Origin of the sequence: Bordetella genomosp. 5 (assembly GCF_002261315.1) — a bacterium.
GTDB lineage: Bacteria > Pseudomonadota > Gammaproteobacteria > Burkholderiales > Burkholderiaceae_B > Bordetella.
The window spans coordinates 24,462-48,918 of sequence record NZ_NEVP01000001.1 but is presented as its reverse complement, the minus strand read 5'-3'; the positions used below and the strand labels follow the sequence as shown (position 1 = coordinate 48,918).

Sequence of the window (24,457 nt, the reverse complement as noted above, 5' to 3'; positions counted from 1 at the left end):
CGTCCCCGGTCGGGGCGGGCGGTGGGCGGTCATCGCGAACTGTCGGAACGCATCGCGCGTGCCTGACAGATTCCTGAATAAACCTGACCACCTTAGCGCATTTAGGTTCCGTCCTGATTTTTCCTGGGGACGACCCGAGTAGGCAGGAGGCTGGCCCTGGACTACAACTCCGGTCTGACGAATTGCGCGGACGCACGTGCAACGTTCCGGAGACATCACCCCATGGGCAAGGCTGGCGGCGCGACCGATCTGACATACGACTACATCATCGTGGGGGCGGGTTCGGCGGGTTGCCTGCTGGCCAACCGGCTGTCGGCCGATCCGGCTGTCCGCGTGCTGCTGCTCGAGGCCGGGGGGGCCGACAACTGGCACTGGATTCACATCCCCGTGGGTTACTTGTACTGCATCGGCAACCCGCGCACCGATTGGTGTTATCGCACCCAACCCGAGCCCGGGCTCAATGGCCGCGAGCTCGGTTATCCGCGGGGGCGCGTGCTGGGCGGCTGTTCGTCCATCAACGGCATGATCTATATGCGCGGCCAGCGCGCCGACTACGACGGCTGGGCCGCGCTCGGCAACCCCGGCTGGGGCTGGGACGACGTGTTGCCGCTCTTCAAGGCCTGCGAAGATCATCATGCCGGCGCCAACGCGTTTCATGGCGCGGGTGGCGAGTGGCGGGTCGAGCGCCAGCGCCTGTCCTGGGAATTGCTCGATGCGTTTCGCGACGCGGCCGCGCAGGCCGGCATTCCGAAGATCGATGACTTCAACCAGGGCGATAACGAAGGCTGCGATTACTTCGAGGTCAATCAGCGCGGCGGCATTCGCTGGAATACGGCCAAGGCCTTCCTGCGGCCCGCGATGAAGCGTCCGAACCTTCATGTGATCACCGGCGCGCGGGCGCGCCGCATCGTGTTCGAGCAGCGCCGTGCGCAAGGCGTGGCGTTCCATACCGACGCGGCGGGCGTGCGCACCGCCTACGCGCGCGGCGAGGTCATCCTGGCCGCGGGCGCGGTGGGCTCGCCGCAACTGCTGCAGGTGTCGGGCGTGGGGCCACGGCACTGGCTCGAGTACCAAAACGTGCAGATGGTGCACGACCTGCCCGGTGTCGGGGGCAATCTGCAGGACCATCTGCAACTGCGGCTGGTCTATCGGGTGCATGGCGCGCGTACGCTCAACGCCGTGGCGGCCACGATGTGGGGCAAGTTCATGATGGGCGCGCAATACGCGTGGGGCCGGCGCGGCCCGCTCAGCATGGCGCCCTCGCAGCTGGGCGCCTTTGCGCGCTCCAGCCCGGACCAGCCGCGCGCCAATGTCGAATACCACGTGCAGCCGCTGTCGCTGGACAAGTTCGGTGATCCCTTGCACGCCTTTCCTGCGTTCACGGCATCGGTCTGCAATCTGCGTCCGACCAGCCGCGGCTACGTACGCATCGTGTCGCCCGATCCGCTCGAGGCGCCCGAAATCCTGTGCAATTACCTGAGCACGCCCGAGGATCGCCAGGTCGCGGCCGACAGCATCCGGCTGACTCGCCGGATCGTGGCGCAGCCCGCGCTGGCGCGCTACCGGCCCGAAGAGTATCGGCCCGGCGAGGCCGCGCAATCCGCCGAAGACCTGGCCGCCGCGGCCGGCGCGATCGGCACCACGATCTTTCATCCCGTGGGCACGTGCAAGATGGGGCGCGATCCGCATGCGGTCGTCGACGCCGAGCTGCGCGTGCATGGCGTGACCGGGCTGCGCGTGGTCGACGCGTCCATCATGCCGACCATCACGTCGGGCAATACCAACTCGCCCACGATCATGATCGCCGAGAAGGGCGCGCGGCTTATTCGCGAAGCGCGCGCGCAGGCCCGGGCGGCCTGAGCCGCGCGTCGGGCCGCCCGGGCCGCGCCGCCGCGGTCCGCCGTCCCGCCGCTGCCGGGCGCGCCGCGTCTGGCCGTACACAGGACATACGGGCTTTGCCTGAAAGACCCCGGCGGGCCGCTGCGGTATATTGCGCCACTTCCCACCCTGTACGGGTCCGCGCCCGCCTTCGCCGGCGCCCGGTCGCCCACGGATTCATTCATGCCGTCCACCTTAGAGCTCATCGCCACCCTGCTGTTCGCGGTGGCCGTCATCCATACCTTCTCGGTGCCTTTCTTTGCCCGCATGGCGCACCGCAACGGCCCGCACGCGGGGGTGTGGCACCTGCTCTCCGAGGTGGAGGCCGTGTTCGGCGTGTGGGCCTTCGTGCTCATCGTGGCGATGGCCCTGCTGTCCGGCACGGGCAGCGCGATCGAGTACATGGACACGCGCAACTTCACCGAGCCGCTGTTCGTGTTCGTGATCATGGTGGTGGCCGCCAGCCGTCCCATCCTCGAGCTGGTCGGTGGCATGGTCAAGATCGTGGCGCGCGGCCTGCCGCTGCGGCGCGAGCTCGCGACCTTTTTCGTGGTGATGGCGCTGGTGCCGCTGGGCGGCTCGTTCATCACCGAGCCGGCCGCCATGACGCTCGCGGCCATTCTGCTGCGTGACGGCTATTTCCGCGTGCATGGGCGCGCCGGCTTCAAGTATCTGACCCTGGGCGTGCTCTTCGTCAACGTGTCGATCGGCGGCGTGCTCACGTCGTATGCCGCGCCGCCGGTGCTGATGGTGGCGTCCACGTTCGGCTGGGACACGACCTTCATGGCCACGCACTTCGGCTGGCGCGCGGCGGTGGCCGTGATCATCAACGCGGCGCTGCTCACCTTCCTCTGCCGCGAGGCGCTGGTCGACGGCGGGCTGGGCAAGGGCGTGGCGGCGGGCGAGGGCGAGGACACGCGCACCGCGGTGCCCGCGTGGGTCATTCTGGTGCACCTCGTGTTCCTGGTCGCCGTGGTGCTCACCGCACACCACCCGGCCGTCTTCCTCGGCCTGCTCATGATGTTCATCGGCTTTGCCGAAGCCTACAAGCGCCATCAGAATCGCCTGCTCATCAAGGAGGGCCTGATGGTCGGCTTCTTCCTCGCCGGGCTGGTGGTGCTGGGCGGGTTGCAGAAGTGGTGGCTGCAGGATCTGCTCGGCGGCCTCTCGCCCACGGTGCTCTACTGGGGCGCCACCGCGCTCACGGCGATCACCGACAACGCGGCGCTCACGTATCTGGGTTCGCTGGTCGAAGGCACGAGCGATGCCTGGCGCTACATGCTGGTGGCCGGCGCCGTGACCGGCGGGGGTCTGACCGTCATCGCCAACGCGCCCAACCCCGCCGGGTTCGCCATCCTGAAGAACCAATTTCCGGATGGCAGCATCTCGTCGGGCAAGCTGTTTCTGGCCGCGCTGGTGCCCACCGGCGTGGCGGCCTGCATGTTCCTGCTGCCCGTCTGAGCACCGATCCCGGTACGGCCGCGGAAAAACGCTAAAATTCAAGTCTTTCCCGTAGTTTTTGCCGGACCGGCTCGTCGCCTTCGGCAGCCCGCGGGCGCCGCGTGCGCCCGCCGCCATGTCCCGCCACATCGTGTGGCGCCTGGCCTGGAACCTGACTTCATGCCTATCTACGCTTACAAGTGCAGTGCGTGCGGCTTTGCCAACGACGTCCTGCAAAAGATCTCCGACGCGCCGCTTTCGGTTTGCCCCGAGTGCGGCCAGGAAACGTTCACCAAGCAAGTGACCGCCGCCGGCTTCCAGCTCAAGGGCTCGGGCTGGTACGTCACCGATTTCCGTGGTGGCTCGCAGGGCGGCAAGCCGGCAGGCGACAGCGCCGCGTCGGCTCCGGCCGCCCCGGCAGCGGCCCCCGCGGCCCCGGCCGCGAGCGGCGGCACGTCCGGCACGGCCAGCTGAGCCACCCCGCGGGCACGCCGTGTTCAAGAAGTACTTCATCACCGGCCTGCTGATCTGGATGCCCCTGGCCATCACGGTCTGGGTGCTCGGTCTGCTGGTCGATACGCTCGAAGGTTTCGTGCCGCGGTTCCTGTCGTCCGAATCGCTGTTCGGCGTCGGGATCCCAGGCTTTCGATTCGTGCTGGTGATCGCGGTCGTGCTCGTGACCGGCGTGCTGGGCGCCAATCTGCTGGGCCGCAGCCTGTTCGACCAATGGGAACGTATCCTCGGGCGTATCCCGCTGGTGCGTTCCATCTACAATTCGGTCAAACAGGTCAGCGACACCGTGCTGGCGCCGAACGGCCGGGCTTTCCGTCAGGCCGTGCTGATCCAGTACCCGCGTCAAGGGTCATGGACCATCGCTTTTCTGACCGGCACGCCCAACGGTGAAGTGGCATCCTATCTGCCGGGCGAGCATCTGAGCGTGTACGTGCCCACGACGCCGAACCCGACCTCCGGATTCTTTCTGATCCTGCCGCGCGACCAGATCATCGAGTTGCAAATGACGGTCGACGCAGCCCTGAAGTACATCGTTTCGATGGGGGTGGTGGCCCCGCCAGTCCAGGCAGGCCATCCTCCCGAAGCCCTATCCCCGACGCACGGCGAGCCTCCGGCCCCGCGCGCCGAACCGTAACCCTTACGCTCACAGCCTATACACGGAGTTATCCCGCATGCGTACCTGCTACACCGGCCAGGTTTGCCGTGACCATCTCGGCCAGACTGTCACCCTGTACGGCTGGGTGAACCGCCGCCGCGACCACGGCGGGGTCATCTTCATCGACTTGCGTGACCGTACCGGTCTGGCCCAGATCGTGTTCGATCCGGACAACGCCGAAGCCTTCGGCAGCGCCGAGCGCCTGCGCAACGAATTCTGCGTCAGCATCACCGGTCTGGTGCGCCTGCGTCCCGAAGGCACGACCAACGCCGATCTGGCGTCGGGCGAGGTCGAAGTGCTGTGCCAGCAACTCGAGATCCTGAATCCGTCGGTCACGCCGCCGTTCCAGCTCGACGACGACAACCTGTCCGAGACCACCCGCCTCACGCACCGCGTGCTCGATCTGCGCCGTCCGCAGATGCAGCGCAACCTGATGCTGCGCTACCGCGTGTCGATCGAAGTGCGCAAGTTCCTGGACGAGCTCGGCTTCATCGACATCGAAACGCCGATGCTGACCAAGAGCACGCCCGAAGGCGCGCGCGACTACCTCGTGCCCTCGCGTGTGAACGCCGGCCACTTCTTCGCGCTGCCGCAGTCGCCGCAGCTGTTCAAGCAGATGCTGATGGTGTCGGGTTTCGACCGCTACTACCAGATCACCAAGTGCTTCCGCGACGAAGACCTGCGCGCCGACCGCCAGCCTGAATTCACGCAGATCGATTGCGAAACCTCGTTCCTCAACGAGTTCGAGATCCGCGCGATCTTCGAAAGCATGATCCGCCACGTGTTCAAGGTGGTGCAGGGCGTCGAGCTGCCCGAGCAGTTCCCCACCATGACCTGGACCGAAGCCATGCAGCGCTTTGGCTCCGACAAGCCGGACCTGCGCGTGAACCTCGAGTTCACCGACGTGGCCGACATCATGAAGGACGTCGACTTCAAGGTCTTCGCGGCCGCCGCCACCACCGCGGGCAGCCGCGTCGTGGCGCTGCGCGTGCCGGGCGGTGCCGAGCTCTCGCGCAGCGAGATCGACGCCTACACCCAGTTCGTCGGCATCTACGGCGCCAAGGGCCTGGCCTACATCAAGGTCAACGAAGTGGCCAAGGGCCGCGAGGGCCTGCAGTCGCCCATCGTGAAAAACCTGCACGATGCCGCGATCACCGAGCTGCTCGCCCGCACCGGCGCGCAGGACGGCGACATCATCTTCTTTGGCGCCGACCGCGCCAAGGTCGTCAACGATGCGATCGGCGCGCTGCGCGTGAAGATCGGTCACAGCGAATTCGGCAAAAAGACCGGCCTGTCGGCCGCGGGCTGGAAGCCGCTGTGGGTCATCGACTTCCCGATGTTCGAATACGACGAAGAAGAAGGCCGCTACACCGCCGCCCACCACCCGTTCACCAGCCCCAAGGACGGTCACGAGGACTTCCTCCAGACCGATCCGGGCCAGGCATTCGCCAAGGCCTACGACATGGTGCTCAACGGCTGGGAAATCGGCGGTGGCTCGGTCCGTATCCACCGCGAAGAAGTGCAGAGCAAGGTGTTCCGCGCGCTCAAGATCGACGCTGAAGAAGCCCGTGAGAAGTTCGGCTTCCTGCTCGACGCGCTGCAATACGGCGCGCCGCCGCACGGTGGCATCGCCTTCGGCCTGGACCGCATCGTCACGATGATGACCGGCGCCGAGTCGATCCGCGACGTGATCGCCTTCCCGAAGACGCAACGCGCACAGTGCCTGCTGACCCAGGCGCCGTCCGAAGTCGACGAGAAGCAGCTGCGCGAGCTGCACATCCGTCTGCGCAACACCGAAGTGAAGTAAGGTAAGCTGGAAACGCGGCGCCGTGCGAGACGGCGCCGCGGCGGCCCGGGCAGGCAGGAGCACCCGGGCCGTTCCGTCCCAAGCTTCTGTTCTGATGAGGCGCCATACGACTCTATGTCGCTTATTCGCGTAGTCAGCTACAACATTCACAAAGGCCGGTCCTCGCTCGGCACGCGCGAGTCGCTCAACGACCTGCGCCTGGGCCTGTACGGTCTTCGGCCCGACCTGGTGTTCCTGCAGGAAGTGCAGGGGCGCAACCAGCAATCGTCGGTGCTCGATCAGCAGCACGAATCCCTCGCGGCCGCCCTGCGCATGCAGGCCGCCTACGGCCGCAACGCCGTGCGCCCCTCCACCGACCATGGCAACGCCCTGCTGTCGCGTTTCGAGATTCTGGGCCACGAAAACGAAGACATCTCCGATCACCGCCTCGAGCAGCGCGGCATGCTGCATGCGCGCATCGACGTGGGCGGCACCGAGGTGCACTGCTTCGTCGTGCATCTGGGGCTGTTTGCCGGCAGCCGCGCGCGGCAGATCCAGCTGCTCACCGAACGCATCAAGCGCGAGGTGCCCGACGGCGCGCCGCTGCTGATCGCCGGTGACTTCAACGACTGGGGCGACCGGCTCGCGCCCATGTTCGTGCAGCAGCTGGGCCTGTACGAAGTGTTTTCGCATGCGCCGCGCACGGCCGGCGGCGATCTGCCGCGCCTGCGCGATTCGATGCGCCGCCTCACCAATGTGCTGCGCGGCGTGCCCGGCAGCACCACCATGCTCGAGCGCCAGAACCAGCTCGGCATGGGCGGCGCCTACTGCCCGCTGCCACCGCCCCGCACGTTCCCGGCGGTGTTTCCGTGGTTCCGCCTCGATCGCATCTATCAGCGCGGCTTCGCCGTGCGCAGCGCACGGGTGCTGCGCGGGCGCGAGTGGGCCAAGCTCTCGGATCATGCGCCGCTCCTGACGGAGCTCGAGCTGCCGTGAAACCCAGCATCGTCCGGATTCACTGGACCGAGGGCAACCAGATCGACCTGCTGCAGAATGGCGCGGATTTCTTCCCCGCCCTGTGCGCGGCGATCGATGCCGCGCACACCAGCGTGCACCTCGAGACCTACATTTTCGTGTTCGACCGCACCGGCCGCCGCGTGCTCGACAGCCTCGAGCGCGCCGCCCAGCGCGGCGTCAAGGTGCGCGTGGTCATCGATGGTTTTGGCAGCGCGGGCACGGCCGAGGCGGTGCGCGAGCGCATCGTGGCCGCCGGCGGGCAATGCCGCATCTTCCGCCCCGAGCCGCGCTGGTGGGGCCGGCTCCGGTTTTCGCGCAGCCGCCTGCGCCGCCTGCATCGCAAAGTCACGGTGATCGACGCCCACACGGCCTTCGTGGGTGGCATCAACGTGGTCGACGACTTCGACGATCTCGACGAACACGATCACATCCCGGCGCCGCGGTTCGATTTCGCGGTGCGCGTGTGCGGCCCGCTCGTGCCCGAGATCATCTACGCCCAGGATCTGCTCTGGGTGCGGCTGAACTGGGCTCGCGTGCGGCGTCATCCAAGCGACTGGCGCCGGCTGCGGCTGCGCAAGCCGCGCCACCTGCACGCGGCGCCTTGCGGCAACCTGCGGGGCGCGCTGATCCTGCGCGACAACCTGCGCCATCGTCAGACCTTCGAACGCGCCTATCTGTACGGCATCGAGCATGCGCGGCGCGACATTCTCATCGCCAACGCCTATTTCTTTCCGGGCCATCAGTTCCGCAAGGCGCTGGCCCAGGCCGCCTCGCGCGGCGTGCGGGTGCGGCTGTTGCTGCAGGGCAAGCCCGAGTACTACATGCAGTATTACGCCACGCGCGCGCTCTACGACCAGCTGCTGCGCGACGGCATCGAGATCTACGAATACATGCCGGGCTATCTGCACGCCAAGGTCGCCGTCATCGACAACATGGCGACGGTGGGCTCATCCAACCTCGACCCGTTCAGCCTGTTGCTGGCGCGCGAGGCCAATGTGGTGGTCGACGATCAGCCCTTCGCCTGGGATCTGCAGACGCGGCTCGAAACCGCGATCGAGGAAGGCGGGCGTTTCGTGCGCCCGATCGAGTACCGCCGCCGCGCCTGGTGGTGGCGCGCCATCGATACGGTGGCCTATACGGTGCTGCGCATCGGCGTGGCGCTCACCGGCCGCACCGGCCAGTACTGAGGTCCGGAGGCCGCGGCCCGCCGTTCAGGCCGGGCGGCGGCCCGGCAGCCGCACCAGCCCGAGCGCCAGCGCGGTGCCCGCCAGGATCACGCCGGCCCCGGCCAGGATCTGCGGGGTCAGGGCCTCGTCGAGCAGCCACACGCCCCAGAACACCCCAAATACCGGCACCAGGAAGGTCACGCTGACCGCCGCGGTGGGCCCCAGCACGGCGATGAGGCGGAAAAACACGATGTAGGCCATGCCGGTGCAGACCACGGCCAGCAGCACCGTGGCGCGCCACGCCTCGAACGAGACGGGCTGTTCGGGCCAGTACATGTTCGCGAGCGGCGCGAGCACGAGCGCCGCGCCCAGCATGCTGCCCGTGGCGCTGGACAGCGAATCCACGCCGGTGAGGTAACGCTTGGTCCAGTTGGCGGCGACACCGTAGAAGATCGGCGCCGAGATCGCGGCCAGCACGGCGAAGCCGGTGCCGCCGGCGCTGAAATCGAGCTTGTCCCAGACCAGCACCACGATGCCGCAGAAGCCCAGCATCAGCCCCGCGACGCGGGCGGCGGGCAGGCGGTCGCGCAGCCAGATCCAGCCGATCACCGCGCCCCACACGGGCGTGACGGCGTTCGCCACCGACAGGAAGCCCGCGCCCAGCGACTGGGCCGCGTAGGCATAGAGCAGGAACGGCAGGGCGGCGTTGAGCGCGCCCACCACCAGGATGGCCTTCCAGTGGCGCGCAATGACGGGCAGGCGGCGGCGCGCGATGGCCAGCGGCAGCAGGAACAGCGCGGCCAGGCCCACGCGCAGCTCGATCAGGGCCGCCGGACCGAATTCGGGAACGGCGACGCGGATGAACAGGAACGAGCCGCCCCAGACGGCGGCCAGGGCCAGCAACTCGAGGAGATCACGACGCTGCATGATGATGACGACAGAAGAGGAGAGGGCGGCCGCGCGGCCGGGGCGATCAGCTCGCGCGTCGCATCATCAGGTTTTTCATCTTGACGCGATGCGCCACCACGGCGGCGCCGAGCGAGAGCAGGACGCAGAGTATCAGGCCGGCGCGCACGCCGGACAGGACCGAGGAATGCGTGATGGCGATCCCGACCAGCGCGGTGCCGGCCGCGCTGCCCACCGCCCGCGTGGTCTGCACCAGGGCCGAGGCCACGCCCACGTCGCGCCGTTCGCTGAGCATCTGCATGAACAGCGTGAGGTTGGGCAGCAGGAAACCCAGCGCCGTGCCATTGACCGTGAAGGCGGCGATGATCCAGTACACCGACGTGTCGGTGCCGATCGCCAGCACCATGGCCGAGCCCACGGCCAGCAGCAGCGCGCCGAACACCATCAGGCGTTGCGGTTCGGTCTGCTTCGGAAACAGGCGGCCGTTGACGATGCTGCCCAGCGGGATGGCGGCCACCAGCGGCGTGAGCACCAGGCCCGCCTGGCTGGGCGAGTAGTGCAGCTCGTTCTGCAGCAGCAGCGGGCTGTAGAAAATCAGGATGAACATCACCGCGCCCACCGCGACCGCCGCGAGATTGAGCAGGCGCGGTTCGGCACCGGCCAGCACGCGCAACGGGAAGATCGGGTTGGTGGTGCGGCGTTCGTAGGGCAGCAGAATGCCGAGCGCGGCCACGCCGGCCACCGCGAGCGCGGCCGCCAGCATCGGATGGGCGCGGTCGCCCGGCGCGAAGCCCAGCTCCAGCGCGGCGAGCGGGGCGCCCACGCCGATCACCAGCAGTATGGCGCCCACCCAGTCGATGCGGGCGCTGCCCGAGTGCGCGGGCGGGATCCGGGGGAAATAGCGCCACAGCAGAAAGAAGGCGGCCGCGGCGGCGATCGGCGCGATGAAGAACGCGGCGCGCCAGCCCAGCGCCTGCGTGGCGGCGCCACCCAGCACCGGCCCGATGCCGCTGGCCATAGCGAAGGCCGCCGACACCATCGCCATCCATCGGACCCGCTCGCGCGCGTCGGGGAACAGATCCGCTGGCGCGGCGAAGGCGGTCGCGATCATCATGCCGCCGCCGACCCCCTGCAGGGTGCGGAAGGCGATCAGCTGCTCCATCGACTGCGACAGGCCACAGGCGATCGAGCCCAGCGCCACCACGGCCACCGACACGAGCATCAGGGGCTTGCGCCCGAACATGTCGCCCAGCCGGCCGAAGATCATGATCGAGACGGCGGTAGCGAGCAGGTAGCCCGTGCCCACCCAGGCATAGAGCGCCATGCCGTTGAGCGCGGCGGCCACCCGGGGCATCGAGGTGCTGACGATGGTGGAATCGAAGGCCACCAGAACCACGGTGGCGGCCACCCCGGCCATGGCCATCAGGAGGTCATGGCGCGAGTGAGCGGGGGGCGTAGGGGGAACGGATTCGGCAGGGGTGGGTGATGGGGCGCTCATGCGAAAAGGATATCACCGCTGCCTTGCGCTCATTTGAACAAGCTGTGATATCCCACCAGCACGACGACCACCACCAGGGCCGCGACCCAGGACCAGCGCGAGTTGGCCAGGCCGCGAGGCTCGGGTTCGGGCGGCGGCGGGGGCGGCTCGAGCCGGGGCTGCGCGGCCATGTGGTCGATGAAATTGGCGAAGAAGCGCTCGACCATCTTGCCGCCGGCCTTGAGGATCAGCGGCTCGCCGCATTCGGCCAGCTTGCCGCCCGCCATGGCCGCCACCGTGTAGGCCACGCGCGTGCCGCGGTCTTTGTCGGAGAGCGTGACCTGGGCGGTGCCGATGGCCATGCCGGCGGCCGGGCCCTTGCCTTCGAAGGCAAGCGACAGCGAATGGGGCGGTTTTAGCTCGGAGAGCAGTACCTCGCCCTCGTATTGGGCGTCGATACCGGGAAACTTGGCGTGGATCGCCACGTGATATTCACTCGGGGTGCGTTGCGTGATCTGAACGCAGCCCGGCAGACATTTCTGCAGCACCGCCGGGTCGAGCAAGGCGTCCCAGGTCTGGTGCTGCGTGGAGGGAATCCATTGGGCATCGGCAATGCGCATGGCTGTCTCCTGATATGTTTTGAACCACTGTACGCTCAAATATCAGGAGTGTCACGGGCACGCTCAGGCCGCGCCGGGGTCTTGCGCTCCGGTATGTGGACGAGCCGGTCTGGCGCTGGAGAGCGCGGCGAACAGCATGACCAGCACCACGTAGAACCCCACCGTGCGCATGCCGCGGAACATCAATTCGGTCTGGCCGAAGATGGCGAAGCCCAGACAGGTGGCGGCGCCCATCGCGGCCGCCGCCCGCAGCGGCATGGCCTGCAGGGTCACGAGCCGGCGCAGGAACACGCCGGCCGGCACGAAATACAGCAGCAGCAGCGCGATCGCGCCCAGCGCGCCATTGACCGCGACGGCCTCGATCAGGTCGTTGTGCGGTTCGCCGTAATTGGACGCGACGTACTCGGATACCTCGCCGCGTTGCTGCGCCTCGCGCAGGGACTGCTGGAACGCGGCGCCGCTGCCCACGCCGGTGAGCGGGTGGCGGGCCGCCATCTCGAGCGAGCTGCGCCAGAGCTGCAGGCGCACGCAGATCGAGGTATCCGCCGTGGCGTTGTCCGTCATGCATTCCGACGTCTCGCTCAGGATCAGCTCGGCCCGGTCGCGCAGTGTCGGGTTCAGCGAGCCGAGCGCGAGCACGCCCAGCAGCAGGCACAGCAGCGCGGCGCCCAGCCGCAGCGGATGGCGCATGCGCGTGAACAACACCAGCGCCAGCACGATGAAGATGGGCAGGGCGATCCAGCCGCTGCGCGTCTGGGTCAGAATGAAGCCGATGAACGTGGCCGTCGTGGTCAGCAGCTTGACGGCCTTGTCGAGGCGCGCGTTGGGCAGCAGCGGAATCGGGATCGAAAAGAGGGCGATGACCGCCATCAGCAGCATCAGATTGCCGTATGTCACCGCATTGAACGCGGGCGTCAGGGGGCGTTCGGTGAAGTCGGGAAAGATCAGCGCGACCACACAGGCGGTCGAGACCACGCCGGCCAGGATCACTCCCCACAGGGCATGGCGCAGGCGCTCCTGCCCGATGTATTGCATCGCCAGCAGCATCAGCGGCGCGCCGAGGGCCAGCCTGAAGCCGCGTTCGAAGTTCACGTCGCTCCAGACGTGATTCGCGGCGGCGCTCACGATCGCGGCCAGCAAGGGCAGGGCGAAGGCCGCACAGAGCAGGCGGTCCTGGCGCTGAATCGCACGCTGCGAGCCCGGCATCATGAGGATGAGTACCAGCGATCCCAGCAGGAGAATGTAATAAGCCTTGCTTCCTCCCGTCGAAGTCGAGAGCATGAGGGTTGGCATGAGCGCGAGCGCGCTAACAAATAGCCAGATGGGCGTGCGTTTCAACATTCGGTGTTCGGGCGCGTTCGCCGTGATTCGGGCATGGCCCACTGGTGTGCCGGTCTGCGCTCGTGGCGGATCCGGACGCCCGGCGCGTGCCGGACTAAGAACGCGATTATAAGGAAGGCGTGAGGGGCGACCAAGCCAGCCTGGTGCCCGATTGTCTCGGCCCCCGGGTTCTGGTCGCCATGTCCCTGATTCCGCCGCTCACGGGGCGTCAGGGCGCGCGCACCGAAAAAGTGCACGCCCGAGCGGCACCTCCCGCGCTTTCAGCCCCGTAGCTAATTGTTGTACATTTCGAGCACTCTCGAACCCTAAGCCGTCACCGCGGCGCGTCCTTTATTGATGGCTACACGCATATTGATCGTCCGCACCTCCTCGCTCGGCGACCTGGTGCACATGCTGCCCGCGATTTCCGACATCGCCCGGCATGTCCCCGACGCCAAGATCGACTGGATCGCGGAAGAAGCGTTCGCCGAGATCCCGGCATGGCATCCCGCCGTGACCAACGTCATCAAAGTCGCGCATCGCCGCTGGCGCAAAGCCTGGTGGTCCGAGCAGGTGCGCCGCGAGCGCGCCGAACTGCGCGAACGCCTGCGCTCCGAACCCTACGACATCGTGCTCGACATGCAGGCGCTGCTCAAATCCGCCTGGCTGGTGCGCCAGACGCACGGCGTGCGTCACGGGCTGGACTGGCGTTCGGCGCGCGAGCCGCTGGCCTCGCTCTTCTATAACGTGCGCCATCGCGTCGAGTTCTGGCAACCCGCCGTCATCCGTCAGCGCAAGCTGGCCGCGCAGACCTTCGGCTATACCTACGCCGGCTCGCCCGATTTCGGCCTGCAGGGGTTCGCGCGCCCCATGACCGATCCCTTGCCGGAGCTCACGATCGGCGGCGACGACGGCCGCCGGCTGCATCATGTGAACAGCGATCGCGGCTACGCGATCATCATGCCGTCGGCGAGCCGCGACGACAAACTCTGGCCCGAAGACGATTGGCGCGCGGTGTTCCGCCGCCTGCAGGGCGCCGGCTGCACGCTGCGCCTGCTGGCGGGCAACGAACAGGAAACGCAGCGCGCGGCCGCGCTGGTGTCGGGCATGGAAGGCGTGGAGATCCTGCCCCGCATGGATCTCACGTCCGTGGCCCGCATGCTGGCCGGCGCGCGCCTGATGGTGGGCCTGGACAGCGGTCTGACCCATCTGTCGGCCGCGCTAGGCCGTCCCACCATCGGCATCTACCGGGCCTCCACGCCGGTGCGCACGCCGCTGGTCGGCTCCAATTTCACGGCCAGCCTGGGCGATCGCGGCGCCTCGCCCTCGCGCGAGGCCGTGATGGCCTCGGTGGAACAGGCCCTGGCGGCATCCTGAGATGCGGCGCGGCGGCTATACCCTGGCCCTGCGCGCGCTGGCGCCGCTGCTCTGGCTCTTCATGTGGCGCCGCGCGCGCCGCACGCCGGGTCAATGGGACATCCTCGGCCGCGAGCGTTTCGGTCACGTGCCCGCCGAGGCTGCCCGCGACGATGTGCCGGTCTGGGTGCACGCGGTCAGCCTGGGCGAGACCCGCGCCGCGCAACCCCTGATCCAGGCCCTGCTCGACGCCGGCCTGCCGCTGCTGCTCACGCACATGACCGCCACCGGCCGCGCCGAAGGCGCACGGCTGTTCGAGGCCGCGATCGCGCGCGGGCAGTTGCGCCAGACCTGGCTTCCCTACGATTTTCCGGCGGCGGCAGCGCGCTTTCTGGCGGCCACGCGGCCCCGTTGCGGCCTGATCGTCGAGCGCGAGATCTGGCCCAACGTGCTGGCCGCCGCGCGCGCGGCGGCCGTGCCGATGGCGCTGGTCAATGGCCGTTTCTCGCCCGGCTCGCTGCGCCGCGCCAGGCGCCAGGGCGAGGTCATGCGCGAGGCGCTGGCCGGACTCGACCGCGTGCTGGTGCAGACCGCGGACGACGGCGTGCGCCTGGCCGAGGCCGGCGCGACGCGCATCCAGGTCATTGGCAATCTTAAGTTCGATGTGAGCCTGCCCGCGGCACAGCTCGAGGCGGGCCGGCAGTGGCGGGCGGCGTGCGATCGTCCCGTCATCGCGATCGCCAGCACGCGCGAGGGCGAAGACGCGCCGTTCGCGGCGGCCATCGCGGCGGCCCGGGCGCAGGCGCCGCGCGTGCTGTTTTTGCTGATTCCGCGGCACCCGCACCGGTTCGACGAGGCGGCGCGTCATTTGAGCGACGCCGGACTGCGCGTCGCGCGCCGCTCGGAGCATCCCGGCGTGCCGGACGCGGCGGTGGACGTGGTGGTGGGGGACTCGCTCGGCGAGATGCCGTTCTATTACGCCTGCGCCGACGTGGCCATCGTGGCGGGCAGCTTCGCGCCACTGGGCGGGCACAACCTCATCGAAGCCTGCGCGGCCGGCACGCCCGTCATCGTGGGGCCGCATACGCACAATTTCGAGCAGGCGGTGGCCGATGCCATCGAGGCCGGTGCGGCCGAACGCGCCGCGGATGCCGCCGGCGCGGTGGCGCTGGCTCAGGCCTGGCTGCGCGATGCGCCGGCCCTGTCGGCCAGGGCCGACGCCGCGCGCCGCTGGACCAGCGCGCATGCCGGCGCGGTGGCGCGCACCGTGGCGGCGATTTCGGATTGGCTCAGGCCCGCGCGGCGCGAAGAATGAACGCTCAGGGCGCGCGGCCCTGGCTGCCCGCCGCGAGCGGCAGCACGGCCACGCGATCGGCGTTGAGTTCCTGCGCGGCGCGACGGTAGTCGCGGCCTTCGTCGTCGGGCCGGATGCCCAGCCATCCCTGACCCAGGCCATAGGCCCACACGTTGGCCAGCACGATCAGGAAGAACAGAATGCGCATGGATCAGCGTCCCTGGTAATCGGAATGGGGGGTTGCAGCACGGCTCATGCCTGCACCGCGCCGTGGGTGACCAGGGCGGCCAGCCCGTCGAGCACCGGCCCCTGCAGCACGCGCGGCATGGTCACCGCGCCGACCTCGGCCAGCAGGCGTTCGGTTTCATCGCGCACCTCGGGCCAGCCGCCGCCCGCCACATAGATCTCGGCGGGGGCGCCGTGCCGCTGGCTCGCGGCCAGCCATTGACGCACCACCGCGCCGGCCTGCGCCGCCGCGATGCCGCTCGTGATGGCCTCGAAGGTGTTGATCGGGAAGTCGGCGACCGGGCCTTCGGCCAACGGCAGGTTGGCTGTGCCGTGCTTGAGCGACGCGCGCATCATGGCCGGGCCGGGCAGGATCAGGCCGCCCGGAAAGACATTGTCGGGCGTGATCGTGTCGAGGGTGGTGGCCGTGCCGAAGCAGGCCAGCATCGCGGGCGGATGCCCGGCGGGCAGCCGCGAGAGCAGGCCCAGCAGGGCCGCCCAGCGGTCGGCGCCGAGCTGTTCGGGCTTGGCGTAGTCGTTGCGCAGTCCGAGCGCGTCGCGGCGCGAGTGCTGCCACTGCACGGCGCAGCCGCAGCGGGCCAGGGTGTCGGCGATCGCCTGGCCGCGCGCCGCGCCCGCCACGTTCACGCCCACGGCCTGGGCCGGGCGTTCGGGCAGCGTGTCGAGCCAGCGGCCCAAGGCTTCGAAATCGAGGTTGTCGAACGCGAGCGGCTCGGGTTCGCGTGCGCCGTCGGCGCGCAGCCAGCCGATCTTCAGCCGGCTGTTGCCCGAGTCGATCAGCAGGGTGAGCGAGGGCAGGGCGACGGGGCTCATGCGCGGGCCCGCACGGAAATCTCGCCGACCGACACGGTGATCGTGTCGTGCTCGGTGCGGACCTGCAGCCGGCCCAATCCGTCGAGCCCGCAGGCTACGCCTTCATGCAGCACGCGGCCCTGATCCTGCACGGTGACCGGACGGCCGATCAGCGCGTCGAGGCCGGCATAGCGGGCCTGGAAGGCTTCGAAACCGTCGCGCTCGAGCTCGGTGATGGCGTCCTGCCAGGCGAGGGCCAGCGCGGCCACGATGTCGGCGATGTGGGCCGGCGCGCTCGGGCTGTGCGCCGTGACCTGGCTCCAGTCGGCCACCTCGCGGCCCAGCGACGCGCTCAGCGCGGCAGCGGCACGCAGATTCACGCCCATGCCGATCACGACGGTGTGCGAGTCGGTGCCGGGCGTGCGGACCGACTCGACCAGAATGCCGGCCAGCTTGGCGTCGTGCCATTGCACGTCGTTCGGCCACTTCACGCACAGGCCGGCCGAGCCGGAGAGCCCGCGCAGGGCCTCGCAGGCGGCCAGGCCCGCGAGCGGCGAAATCGCCGGCAGCCGGGCGGGCGGGACCCGGATCTCGTAGGCACAGGACACCATCAGCGTGTCGCCCACGGCATTGGCCCAGGCGCGGCCCGCGCGGCCGCGGCCGCTCTGCTGCGCGTGCGCACCCAGCAGCCACGGCCGCGGTCCGGCGTCGGCGCGGGCGCGTTCCATCAGATCGGCGTTGGTGGAGCCGGTTTCGGCAACCCAGGCGATGTCCTGGAATCCGGGCAGGCGGGCAGCGAGCGCGCGCGCCAATTCGTCGGGCGCGGGCAAGGCGAGGGGGCTGGCGGGTACTGACATGGGCGGGATTGTAGGTCACTCGACCCGGGCGGGCCGTATATGATTCTGTTACGGTGCGACTTACGGTTCAGTGTTCGACGATACATGCATCAAAACCCCCATACCGCCGCGCGTCCCGCCCAGCCATTGCGGCTGGACAGCGGCGTTTGCGTGGTGGCCGGCGACTGGAGCATCGAGGCCCTGTCGGCACCCGGCGAGGTCCAGACGCGCCGGGCCCTGCTCGCCCGCGCCGGCAAGGATGCCCGCTGGGATCTGCGCGATATTGGCCGGCTCGACACCATCGGCGCCACCGTGCTGTGGCGGGCCTGGGGCGAGCGGCTGCCCGAGCGCGTCCGCCTGACCGACGGTCAGCGCGACGTCTTCGATACCCTGGCGCGCCATCGCGGCGAGCCGTGCCCGCCCGAGCCCCCGACGGATCGCCTGGGCTGGATCCGCGCGATCGGTCAGGCGATCTTCGACGCCGCGCATCATGGCTACGTCCTGCTCATCATGCTGGGCCAGCTCGTGCTCGACTTCGGCGCCATGCTGGCGCGGCCCGCGCGGGCGCCGTGGCGCGAAATCTCGGCACAGATCTATCGCACAGGCGCGCAGGCGCTCGGCATCACCGCGCTGGTCGGCTTCCTGATCGGCGTGGTGCTCTCCTACTTGTCGGCGCAGCAGCTGCAGCTCTTCGGCGCGGACCGCTTCATCGTGCGTCTGCTCGGGGTCTCCATCGTGCGCGAACTGGGCCCGGTGCTCGCGGCCATTCTGGTGGCCGGCCGCTCCGGCTCGGCCATCACGGCCCAGATCGGCGTGATGCGCGTCACCGAAGAGCTCGATGCGATGCGGGTCATGGGCATCTCGCAGAGCCAGCGCCTGATCCTGCCGCGCGTGGTCGCGCTCGCCGTGACGATGCCGCTGCTCGTGATCTGGACCGATGCGATGGCGCTGCTCGGTGGCATGCTGGCCGCGCAGGCGCAGCTGGGCGTGTCGGCCGAGTGGTTCCTCAAGTCGCTGCCCGATGCCATCACGCTCACCAACTACTGGATCGGCGTCGCCAAGGGCGTGACGTTCGGCGTCCTCATCGCCCTGATCGCCTGCCACTTCGGCCTGCGCATCCAGCCCAACACCGAAAGCCTGGGACGCGGCACCACCGCATCGGTGGTGACGGCCATCACCGGCGTGATCCTGGTCGACGCGCTGTTCGCGATCGTGCTGAGCCTGTTGAGGATCTGATGAACACCGCCGTCCAAGCCCGCCTGTTCGCCGAGTCCGAGCTCACCGTGCGCCCCGTGATTGCGGTGCAGGGCCTGCGCACGGCCTTCGGCGACCACGTGGTGCACGACAGGCTCAACCTCACCGTCTATCCGGGCGAGATCATGACGCTGGTGGGTGGCTCGGGCTCGGGCAAGACGGTGTTGCTGCGCACGCTGCTGGGATTGAACCCGCCCGCGGCCGGCACGGTCGAAGTGCTGGGACATCCGCTCGCGGGGCTGACGCCGCGCGAGCGCATGGGGCTCTCCACGCGCTGGGGCATGCTGTTTCAGGCGGGCGCGCTGTTTTCGGCGCTGACCGTGTTCGACAACGTGGCCCTGCCGTTGCGCGAGCTGCGCACCATTCCCGAGGACCTGGTGCGCGACGTGGTGATGAGCCGCCTCGCGATGGTGGGCCTGACCGCGCAGGACGCGGGCAAGAACCCCTCCGATCTGTCCGGCGGCATGGTCAAGCGCGTGGCGCTCGCGCGCGCGCTGGCGCTCGACCCCGAATTGCTCTTTCTCGACGAGCCCACGGCCGGGCTGGATCCCGTGCGCTCCGATGAATTCGTCGACCTGATCCGTGCGCTGCATCGGCAGCTCGGGTTCACCGTCGTGATGGTCACGCACGATCTCGACACGCTGCTGGCGCTGGCCACGCGCGTTGCCGTGCTGGCCGAGGAACGCGTGATCGTCTGCGACACGGTGCCCGAGGTGCTGAAAGTCGATCACCCCTTCATACACAGCTTTTTCCTGGGCGAGCGCGGCCGCCGCGCGCTGGGAGATCTGGCACCCAAGGAGCCGGGCAATGGAAAATCGTAGTCACGCCTTGCTGGCGGGCGCGTTCACACTGGTACTGCTGGTGGCCGCCGCGCTGATCGCCATCTGGGTCGGCCGCGACCGCGCCGCCGTCACGGTGTACGAGATCGTGTCGACCACGCCGGTGAGCGGCCTGTCGGCGCAATCGGCCGTGCGCTATCAGGGCGTGCCGGTGGGCAAGGTGCAGTCGCTCGGCCTCAATCCCGAGCGGCCGGGCCAGGTGCGCATCCGCATCGGTGTCGCGCCCACCACGCCCATCACCGCGTCCACCTGGGCCGAGATCGGCGTGCAGGGCGTGACCGGTCTGGCCAACGTGGATCTGCGCGACGACGGCAGCTCCGGCCGCCGGCTGGCGTCCACCGAGGAGCGTCCGGCCACGATTCCGCTGCGCCCCGGGTTTCTCGAGCGCGTCGAACAGCGCGGCGGGGCGCTGCTGAACAACTTCGAGCAGACCGCCGAGCAGCTGCGCAACATCGTGAGCCCGCAGAACGTGCAGGCACTGACCGAGGCGCTGAACAACGTCACCGCCATCACGGCGCAGCTCAAGGATGCCAGCCGCGAACTCGGGCCGGCCCTCGCCAAGGCGGGGCCGCTGGTCGATTCGATCGACAAGAGCTCGCGCGAGATCGGCCTGCTGGCGCAGTCGGCGCGCGAGGCGGTGGCGCGTCTGAACGCGCCCAACGGGCCGCTGTCGCTCGCCACCTCGAGCCTGCAGGACATCGCCTATGCGGCGTCACGGCTGGATCAGGAAACCTTGCCCGCCATGACCAACATGGCGCGCAGCGTCGACTCGGCCGCGCGCAGCGCCAACCGCACGCTGCGCAACGTGGGCGACACCCCGCAATCGATTCTGTTCGGACCGGCGCCCGCGGCGCCCGGCCCGGGCGAGGCCGGCTTCGCCGGATTTGGGAGATGAAGCCGATGAGCATGCATTCTTCGATGCGCCCGCGCGCATTCCTGGCCGCGCCGGTCCTGCTGGCGGCGCTGCTGCTGGCCGGCTGCAGCGTGGGCCGCGTGGCCGATTCCCCCACGCTGTTCGACCTCGGTCCGGACAGCGCGCCCACGACGGGCGCGCCGCTGCCGGCCCGCGTGCCGATCCAGCTCGCCTACACGGCCGCGCCCGCGCTCAACGACAGCGGCGTGGTGTGGCGCGTGGGCGAGAGCGCGAGCCCGCGCTCGTACGCGACCTATCGCTGGAGCCAGCCGCCCGCCACGCTGGTGCGCGAGCGCCTGATCGACCGGCTGTCGCGCGAAGGCCCGGTGATGGCCGACAGCGCGATCCCGGCCGCGATCCAGGTGCAGGTCACGCTGATGCGCTTCGAGCAGGTCTTCGCCACCGATGGCCAGCAGAGCGAAGGCCGCATCGTGCTGCAGGCCATCGCCGTGCAGAACCGCAAGGTGCTGGGTCAGGTGCGCGTGGCCCACGCGGTGCCGGCCGCCACGCAGGATGCGCCGGGCGGCGTGCAGGCACTGCGCCGCGCCACCGACGCGGCCGCCGACGAGATCGCCGCCTGGCTGGCGCGCACGCTGCCGCCAGCGGCCGCGCCCACGCGGGCGGCGCCTTAGCGGGCGCGCCGGTTACCATTCCTCTTCGTTCACTGCTTACCGAGTTCGCCCTGCCATGCCTGCCCGTACTGATATCGCCTCGTTCACCGGCGCCGCCGGCCGCATCGAATGTGCCCTGGATTGGCCCGACGACGCGCCGCGTGGCTGGGCACTGGTCCTGCACCCGCATCCCCTGCAGGGCGGCGCACGCGACAACAAGGTCGTGACCACGATCGCGCGGGCCTGCGTGCAGCACGGTCTGCTCGCGGTGCGCCCCAATTTCCGCGGCGTGGGCGGCTCCGAAGGCACCTTCGACAAGGCGGTCGGCGAAACCGAAGACATGTTGGGCCTGGTCGAACAGGTGCGGGAACAGCATCCCGAACTCGCGGATCTGCCGTGGGTGCTGGGCGGCTTTTCCTTCGGCACCGCCGTGGCCGCGCAGGTGTATGCCACGCTGGCCGAGCAGGACGCGGCACGCGCGCCGGCCGCCGTCATGCTGATGGGACCGGCCGTCGGCCGTTTCCAGTTCCGCGAGGTGCAGCTGCCCGAGGATGCGCTGCTGGTGCACGGCGAGACCGACGAAGTCGTGCCGCTGGCCGAAGCGATGGATTGGGCGCGGCCGCGCAACCTGCCGCTGGTCGTGATTCCGGGCGCATCGCATTTCTTCCACGGCAAGCTGCTCTCGCTGCGCCAGCTCGTGCAGGCCCGCCTCAAAGTCGCGCTGGATTGAACGCGTAGCATCGGGTTGCATGTTGCGGAACATTCCCCGCCGGGGGCTGTCGGATACGCTGCCTATAATTGTGTGCCTCGAGCCGGCCACCAGAGCCGGCGCCTCTTTCCCCCCCATTCGTAGCCGATGAAGACCTTGCCCCTCTCCGCAGATTCCTCCGCCACCGCTCCTACCGTTTTCGCGCGCCGCGTGCTCACGGGTGCTGTTCTGGCCGCCATGCTGGCCGCCAGCGTTCCCGTGCAGGCACAGCAGACGGCCGCGCCCGCGCCGGCCACCACGACCGCCGCGCCAGCCCCGACGGTGGCCGTGGGCGAGCTCTCGGCGGTGCCCGCGCCGACGATCGCGGCCAAGGCCTGGGTCACCATCGACGTCGGCAGCGGCCAGATGCTGGCCAGCTCCAATCCCGACATGAAGGTCGAGCCCGCATCGCTCACCAAGATCATGACGGCGTATGTGGTCTTCAATGCGCTCGACGAAAAGCGCCTCACGCTCGATCAGCAGGTGCCGGTCTCCGAGCACGCCTGGCGCACGGGCGGCTCGCGCATGTTCATCGAGCCGCGCAAACCCGTCACGGTCGACGAACTGATCCAGGGCATGATCGTGCAGTCGGGCAACGACGCCTCGGTCGCGCTGGCCGAGGCCGTGGGCGGCAGCGAAGCCTCGTTCGCCGCGCTGATGAACGAGCAGGCGCAGCGGCTGGGCATGAAGGACACCCACTTCATGAACGCCACCGGCCTGCCCGATCCGCAGCACATCACCAGCGCGCGCGACCTCGCCACGCTGGCCGCGCACCTGGTGGCCGATCACCCCGAGTACTACCACTACTACAAGCAGCGCAGCTACACGTACAACAAGATCACGCAGCCCAACCGCAACCGCCTGCTGTGGGCCGATCCGTCGGTCGATGGCATGAAGACGGGCCACACCGACTCCGCCGGCTATTGCCTGGTGTCGACGGCGCTGCGCGGTGATCGCCGTGTGCTCACGGTGCTGCTGGGCGCCGACAGCGAGTCCACGCGTGCCGAAGAAAGCCTGAAGCTGCTCAACTGGAGCTTCCAGAACTTCGACACGGTCAAGCTCTACGACAAGGCGCAGCCGGGCCTGGATGCGCGCGTCTGGGAAGGCAAGGTCGAGACGGTCAAGCTGGGCCCGCCGAATCCGGTCGTGCTCTCGGTGCCGCGCGGCAAGGCCGGCGAGATCAAGCCGGTGGCGCAGCGCACGGATCCGCTCGTCGCCCCGCTCGCCAAGGGCCAGCAGGTCGGCACGCTGCAACTCACGCTCGACAACAAGGTGCTGCGTGTCGAGCCGCTGGTGGTGCAGGAAGATGTCGAACGCGCCGGCTTCTTCGGCCGCATGGTCGACACGGTCAAGCGCTGGTTCCAGTAATGCCTGAGCCGGGCGCCGTGGGCAACGGCGTCCGCCGGGTGTAAGCTGCGCGATGCAGGGCCGCGCCACGGCGCGTGCCGCCCGCGTGGCTGCCGCCAGGTCGCCCGCCGTGCCGGCCGCCCCGGCATCCGGTCCTGCGGCGAGGCGAGCCGGGGCCGGCTCGCCGCCACATCCCTCAGGAGCATTCCATGATTCCGGGCATGCCGGGCGACAGCCAGGTGTATCTCAACGGCGAGTTCACACGGCTCGACGAAGCCAAGATTTCGGTTCTCGACCGCGGCTTCATTTTTGGCGATGGCATCTACGAAGTGGTGCCGGTGTACAACCGCAAGGTGTTCCGCATGGACGAGCACCTCGCGCGGCTGGCGCGCAGCCTCAAGGCCATCCGCATCCCCGCCCCGCTCGAGCACGCGGGCTGGGTCGCCCTGGTGGATCAGCTCGTGATCCGCTCGGAAGCGCCCACCTGTCTCATCTACCTGCAGGTCACGCGCGGCGTCGCCAAGCGCGACCACGGCTTTCCCACCGAGCCCGTCACACCCACCCTGTTCGGCATGGCGACGCCCTATGTGCCGCCCGGCCAGGCGCAGCGCGAGCGCGGCGTCAGCACGATCTCGATCCCCGACGAGCGCTGGCTGCACTGCGAAATCAAATCGGTGTCCCTGCTGGGCAACGTGCTGGCCAAGCAGGCCGCCGTCGACGCGGGCGTCGAAGAAGTGCTGCAGTTCCGCGATGGCTTCCTGAGCGAAGGCGCGTCGGCCAATATCTGGGTCGTGCGCAACGGCACGCTGCTGGCGCCGCCCAAGAACAACCTGATCCTCGAAGGGATCCGGTACGGCCTGATGGCGGAGCTCGCACAGGAGGCCGGCATCCCGTTCGAGATGCGCGCCCTGCCGCGCGCCGAGGTCGAGTCCGCCGACGAGATCCTCATCACCTCGGCCACCAAGGAAGTGCTCGCCGTCACCCAGCTCGACGGCAAGCCCGTGGGCACCGGCAAGCCCGGCCCTGTTTTTGCACGACTGCGCGCGGGTTATGATGCCCGCATCGCTGCCCTGTAGCCGTTTCACGTCGCCCGGGCGGCATGCGCCGCCCGGCGGTGGCCGTGCCACGCGGGCAGGCTCTCGCAGAGGCTGGTCCACACCATGAATATCCCCCCCGAAGAATCCCTCATCGAATATCCGTCCGACTTCCCCATCAAGGTGATGGGCAAGCAGCATCCGGAATTCGCCCAGACACTCACCGCCATCGTGCTCGAGCACGATCCCGCCTTCGATCCCGCGTCGGTCGAGATGCGGCCCAGCAAGGGCGGCAACTACCTCGGCCTCACGTTCACCGTGCGCGCCACCTCGCGCGAGCAGCTCGACGCGCTGTACCGCGCGCTGCATGGCCACCCCATGGTGTCCATCGTCCTGTAAGCGCTGGCGG

General features: G+C 69.1%; 24 protein-coding genes. 17 read left to right on the top strand and 7 right to left on the bottom strand.

Annotated elements, in window-relative coordinates; translation table 11 throughout:
• Positions 1 to 222 precede the first annotated feature (222 nt).
• From CAL25_RS00235 to clsB, 7 genes are all read left to right on the top strand, one after another.
• Positions 223 to 1,860: a GMC family oxidoreductase gene (locus CAL25_RS00235; protein ID WP_094797952.1), complete on the top strand. Its 1,638-nt coding sequence runs from the start codon at positions 223 to 225 to the stop codon at positions 1,858 to 1,860.
• A gap of 201 nt (positions 1,861 to 2,061) precedes the next feature.
• Positions 2,062 to 3,339 carry a putative Na+/H+ antiporter gene (locus tag CAL25_RS00230; protein WP_094797951.1) on the top strand — a complete coding sequence of 426 codons (1,278 nt, stop codon included), beginning with the start codon at positions 2,062 to 2,064 and terminating at the stop codon, positions 3,337 to 3,339.
• 159 nt (positions 3,340 to 3,498) lie between these two features.
• Positions 3,499 to 3,792 carry an FmdB family zinc ribbon protein gene (locus CAL25_RS00225; RefSeq protein WP_094797950.1) on the top strand — a complete coding sequence of 98 codons (294 nt, stop codon included), beginning with the start codon at positions 3,499 to 3,501 and terminating at the stop codon, positions 3,790 to 3,792.
• A gap of 58 nt (positions 3,793 to 3,850) precedes the next feature.
• Complete coding sequence (locus tag CAL25_RS00220; RefSeq protein WP_249278941.1) at positions 3,851 to 4,465, top strand: DUF502 domain-containing protein; 615 nt, start codon at positions 3,851 to 3,853, stop codon at positions 4,463 to 4,465.
• A gap of 37 nt (positions 4,466 to 4,502) precedes the next feature.
• Positions 4,503 to 6,293 (top strand): aspartate--tRNA ligase, encoded by a 1,791-nt coding sequence (aspS, locus tag CAL25_RS00215; protein ID WP_094797949.1) that lies wholly within the window; start codon positions 4,503 to 4,505, stop codon positions 6,291 to 6,293.
• 114 nt (positions 6,294 to 6,407) lie between these two features.
• A complete protein-coding gene (locus CAL25_RS00210; protein ID WP_094797948.1) occupies positions 6,408 to 7,268 on the top strand; it encodes an endonuclease/exonuclease/phosphatase family protein in 861 nt (286 codons plus the stop codon).
• Complete coding sequence (gene clsB / locus CAL25_RS00205; RefSeq protein ID WP_094797947.1) at positions 7,265 to 8,476, top strand: cardiolipin synthase ClsB; 1,212 nt, start codon at positions 7,265 to 7,267, stop codon at positions 8,474 to 8,476. Before CAL25_RS00210 ends, clsB begins: the two co-directional genes overlap by 4 nt.
• A 24-nt stretch (positions 8,477 to 8,500) precedes the next feature.
• Here the strand turns inward: clsB and CAL25_RS00200 are convergent, their stop codons facing one another.
• The 4 genes from CAL25_RS00200 to CAL25_RS00185 form a co-directional block, all read right to left on the bottom strand.
• Positions 8,501 to 9,382, bottom strand: a complete 882-nt coding sequence (locus CAL25_RS00200) for a DMT family transporter (RefSeq protein ID WP_094797946.1) — start codon at positions 9,380 to 9,382, stop codon at positions 8,501 to 8,503.
• 46 nt (positions 9,383 to 9,428) lie between these two features.
• A complete protein-coding gene (locus CAL25_RS00195) occupies positions 9,429 to 10,784 on the bottom strand; it encodes an MFS transporter (RefSeq protein ID WP_094797945.1) in 1,356 nt (451 codons plus the stop codon).
• Between the two features lie 104 nt (positions 10,785 to 10,888).
• On the bottom strand, positions 10,889 to 11,458 hold the full coding sequence (locus CAL25_RS00190) for a CoxG family protein (protein WP_094797944.1): 570 nt from the start codon (positions 11,456 to 11,458) through the stop codon (positions 10,889 to 10,891).
• Between the two features lie 63 nt (positions 11,459 to 11,521).
• Complete coding sequence (locus CAL25_RS00185; RefSeq protein ID WP_249278901.1) at positions 11,522 to 12,739, bottom strand: O-antigen ligase family protein; 1,218 nt, start codon at positions 12,737 to 12,739, stop codon at positions 11,522 to 11,524.
• 396 nt (positions 12,740 to 13,135) lie between these two features.
• Between CAL25_RS00185 and waaC the strand changes: the two genes are divergently transcribed.
• Complete coding sequence (waaC, locus tag CAL25_RS00180) at positions 13,136 to 14,155, top strand: lipopolysaccharide heptosyltransferase I (RefSeq protein ID WP_094797942.1); 1,020 nt, start codon at positions 13,136 to 13,138, stop codon at positions 14,153 to 14,155.
• Between the two features lies 1 nt (position 14,156).
• On the top strand, positions 14,157 to 15,449 hold the full coding sequence (locus CAL25_RS00175) for a 3-deoxy-D-manno-octulosonic acid transferase (protein WP_094797941.1): 1,293 nt from the start codon (positions 14,157 to 14,159) through the stop codon (positions 15,447 to 15,449).
• A gap of 4 nt (positions 15,450 to 15,453) precedes the next feature.
• On the opposite strand, the gene CAL25_RS00170 is transcribed toward CAL25_RS00175, so the two are convergent.
• The 3 genes from CAL25_RS00170 to CAL25_RS00160 are packed head-to-tail and all read right to left on the bottom strand — an operon-like array spanning position 15,454 to position 17,323.
• On the bottom strand, positions 15,454 to 15,636 hold the full coding sequence (locus CAL25_RS00170; RefSeq protein WP_094797940.1) for a hypothetical protein: 183 nt from the start codon (positions 15,634 to 15,636) through the stop codon (positions 15,454 to 15,456).
• Between the two features lie 44 nt (positions 15,637 to 15,680).
• A complete protein-coding gene (locus CAL25_RS00165) occupies positions 15,681 to 16,487 on the bottom strand; it encodes a type III pantothenate kinase (protein ID WP_094797939.1) in 807 nt (268 codons plus the stop codon).
• Entirely contained in the window at positions 16,484 to 17,323 is an 840-nt protein-coding gene (locus tag CAL25_RS00160; protein ID WP_094797938.1) for a biotin--[acetyl-CoA-carboxylase] ligase, read from the bottom strand. The genes CAL25_RS00165 and CAL25_RS00160 overlap by 4 nt, the downstream gene beginning before the upstream one ends.
• Before the next feature lie 84 nt (positions 17,324 to 17,407).
• Between CAL25_RS00160 and CAL25_RS00155 the strand changes: the two genes are divergently transcribed.
• From CAL25_RS00155 to CAL25_RS00120, 8 genes are all read left to right on the top strand, one after another.
• Entirely contained in the window at positions 17,408 to 18,538 is a 1,131-nt protein-coding gene (locus tag CAL25_RS00155; protein WP_094797937.1) for an MlaE family ABC transporter permease, read from the top strand.
• Positions 18,538 to 19,377 carry an ABC transporter ATP-binding protein gene (locus tag CAL25_RS00150; protein WP_094797936.1) on the top strand — a complete coding sequence of 280 codons (840 nt, stop codon included), beginning with the start codon at positions 18,538 to 18,540 and terminating at the stop codon, positions 19,375 to 19,377. Before CAL25_RS00155 ends, CAL25_RS00150 begins: the two co-directional genes overlap by 1 nt.
• The gene (locus tag CAL25_RS00145; RefSeq protein WP_094797935.1) at positions 19,364 to 20,290 is read left to right on the top strand and encodes an MlaD family protein; all 927 of its coding nucleotides are present in this window, start codon (positions 19,364 to 19,366) and stop codon (positions 20,288 to 20,290) included. Before CAL25_RS00150 ends, CAL25_RS00145 begins: the two co-directional genes overlap by 14 nt.
• 11 nt (positions 20,291 to 20,301) lie before the next feature.
• Complete coding sequence (locus tag CAL25_RS00140) at positions 20,302 to 20,940, top strand: ABC-type transport auxiliary lipoprotein family protein (protein WP_432759220.1); 639 nt, start codon at positions 20,302 to 20,304, stop codon at positions 20,938 to 20,940.
• Between the two features lie 55 nt (positions 20,941 to 20,995).
• Complete coding sequence (locus CAL25_RS00135) at positions 20,996 to 21,649, top strand: alpha/beta hydrolase (RefSeq protein WP_094797934.1); 654 nt, start codon at positions 20,996 to 20,998, stop codon at positions 21,647 to 21,649.
• Between the two features lie 126 nt (positions 21,650 to 21,775).
• A complete protein-coding gene (locus tag CAL25_RS00130) occupies positions 21,776 to 23,035 on the top strand; it encodes a D-alanyl-D-alanine carboxypeptidase family protein (RefSeq protein ID WP_094797933.1) in 1,260 nt (419 codons plus the stop codon).
• Between the two features lie 188 nt (positions 23,036 to 23,223).
• On the top strand, positions 23,224 to 24,090 hold the full coding sequence (locus CAL25_RS00125) for a D-amino acid aminotransferase (RefSeq protein WP_094797932.1): 867 nt from the start codon (positions 23,224 to 23,226) through the stop codon (positions 24,088 to 24,090).
• Positions 24,091 to 24,174: 84 nt separating this feature from the next.
• On the top strand, positions 24,175 to 24,447 hold the full coding sequence (locus CAL25_RS00120; RefSeq protein ID WP_094797931.1) for a YbeD family protein: 273 nt from the start codon (positions 24,175 to 24,177) through the stop codon (positions 24,445 to 24,447).
• Positions 24,448 to 24,457: the final 10 nt, after the last annotated feature.

Excerpts from the sequence above, each read along its gene's own strand:
- waaC (WP_094797942.1), top strand. The coding sequence starts at position 13,136 with ATGGCTACACGCATATTGATCGTCCGCACCTCCTCGCTCGGCGACCTG.
- CAL25_RS00120 (WP_094797931.1), top strand. The coding sequence starts at position 24,175 with ATGAATATCCCCCCCGAAGAATCCCTCATCGAATATCCGTCCGACTTC.
- CAL25_RS00185 (WP_249278901.1), bottom strand. The coding sequence starts at position 12,739 with ATGCTCTCGACTTCGACGGGAGGAAGCAAGGCTTATTACATTCTCCTG.
- CAL25_RS00155 (WP_094797937.1), top strand. The coding sequence starts at position 17,408 with ATGCATCAAAACCCCCATACCGCCGCGCGTCCCGCCCAGCCATTGCGG.
- CAL25_RS00175 (WP_094797941.1), top strand. The coding sequence starts at position 14,157 with ATGCGGCGCGGCGGCTATACCCTGGCCCTGCGCGCGCTGGCGCCGCTG.
- CAL25_RS00210 (WP_094797948.1), top strand. The coding sequence starts at position 6,408 with ATGTCGCTTATTCGCGTAGTCAGCTACAACATTCACAAAGGCCGGTCC.
- CAL25_RS00195 (WP_094797945.1), bottom strand. The coding sequence starts at position 10,784 with ATGGCCATGGCCGGGGTGGCCGCCACCGTGGTTCTGGTGGCCTTCGAT.
- CAL25_RS00200 (WP_094797946.1), bottom strand. The coding sequence starts at position 9,382 with ATGCAGCGTCGTGATCTCCTCGAGTTGCTGGCCCTGGCCGCCGTCTGG.
- CAL25_RS00225 (WP_094797950.1), top strand. The coding sequence starts at position 3,499 with ATGCCTATCTACGCTTACAAGTGCAGTGCGTGCGGCTTTGCCAACGAC.
- CAL25_RS00230 (WP_094797951.1), top strand. The coding sequence starts at position 2,062 with ATGCCGTCCACCTTAGAGCTCATCGCCACCCTGCTGTTCGCGGTGGCC.
- CAL25_RS00220 (WP_249278941.1), top strand. The coding sequence starts at position 3,851 with ATGCCCCTGGCCATCACGGTCTGGGTGCTCGGTCTGCTGGTCGATACG.
- CAL25_RS00135 (WP_094797934.1), top strand. The coding sequence starts at position 20,996 with ATGCCTGCCCGTACTGATATCGCCTCGTTCACCGGCGCCGCCGGCCGC.
- CAL25_RS00170 (WP_094797940.1), bottom strand. The coding sequence starts at position 15,636 with ATGCGCATTCTGTTCTTCCTGATCGTGCTGGCCAACGTGTGGGCCTAT.
- aspS (WP_094797949.1), top strand. The coding sequence starts at position 4,503 with ATGCGTACCTGCTACACCGGCCAGGTTTGCCGTGACCATCTCGGCCAG.
- CAL25_RS00235 (WP_094797952.1), top strand. The coding sequence starts at position 223 with ATGGGCAAGGCTGGCGGCGCGACCGATCTGACATACGACTACATCATC.
- CAL25_RS00190 (WP_094797944.1), bottom strand. The coding sequence starts at position 11,458 with ATGCGCATTGCCGATGCCCAATGGATTCCCTCCACGCAGCACCAGACC.
- CAL25_RS00140 (WP_432759220.1), top strand. The coding sequence starts at position 20,302 with ATGCATTCTTCGATGCGCCCGCGCGCATTCCTGGCCGCGCCGGTCCTG.
- CAL25_RS00160 (WP_094797938.1), bottom strand. The coding sequence starts at position 17,323 with ATGTCAGTACCCGCCAGCCCCCTCGCCTTGCCCGCGCCCGACGAATTG.
- CAL25_RS00130 (WP_094797933.1), top strand. The coding sequence starts at position 21,776 with ATGAAGACCTTGCCCCTCTCCGCAGATTCCTCCGCCACCGCTCCTACC.
- CAL25_RS00125 (WP_094797932.1), top strand. The coding sequence starts at position 23,224 with ATGATTCCGGGCATGCCGGGCGACAGCCAGGTGTATCTCAACGGCGAG.
- CAL25_RS00150 (WP_094797936.1), top strand. The coding sequence starts at position 18,538 with ATGAACACCGCCGTCCAAGCCCGCCTGTTCGCCGAGTCCGAGCTCACC.
- CAL25_RS00145 (WP_094797935.1), top strand. The coding sequence starts at position 19,364 with ATGGAAAATCGTAGTCACGCCTTGCTGGCGGGCGCGTTCACACTGGTA.
- CAL25_RS00165 (WP_094797939.1), bottom strand. The coding sequence starts at position 16,487 with ATGAGCCCCGTCGCCCTGCCCTCGCTCACCCTGCTGATCGACTCGGGC.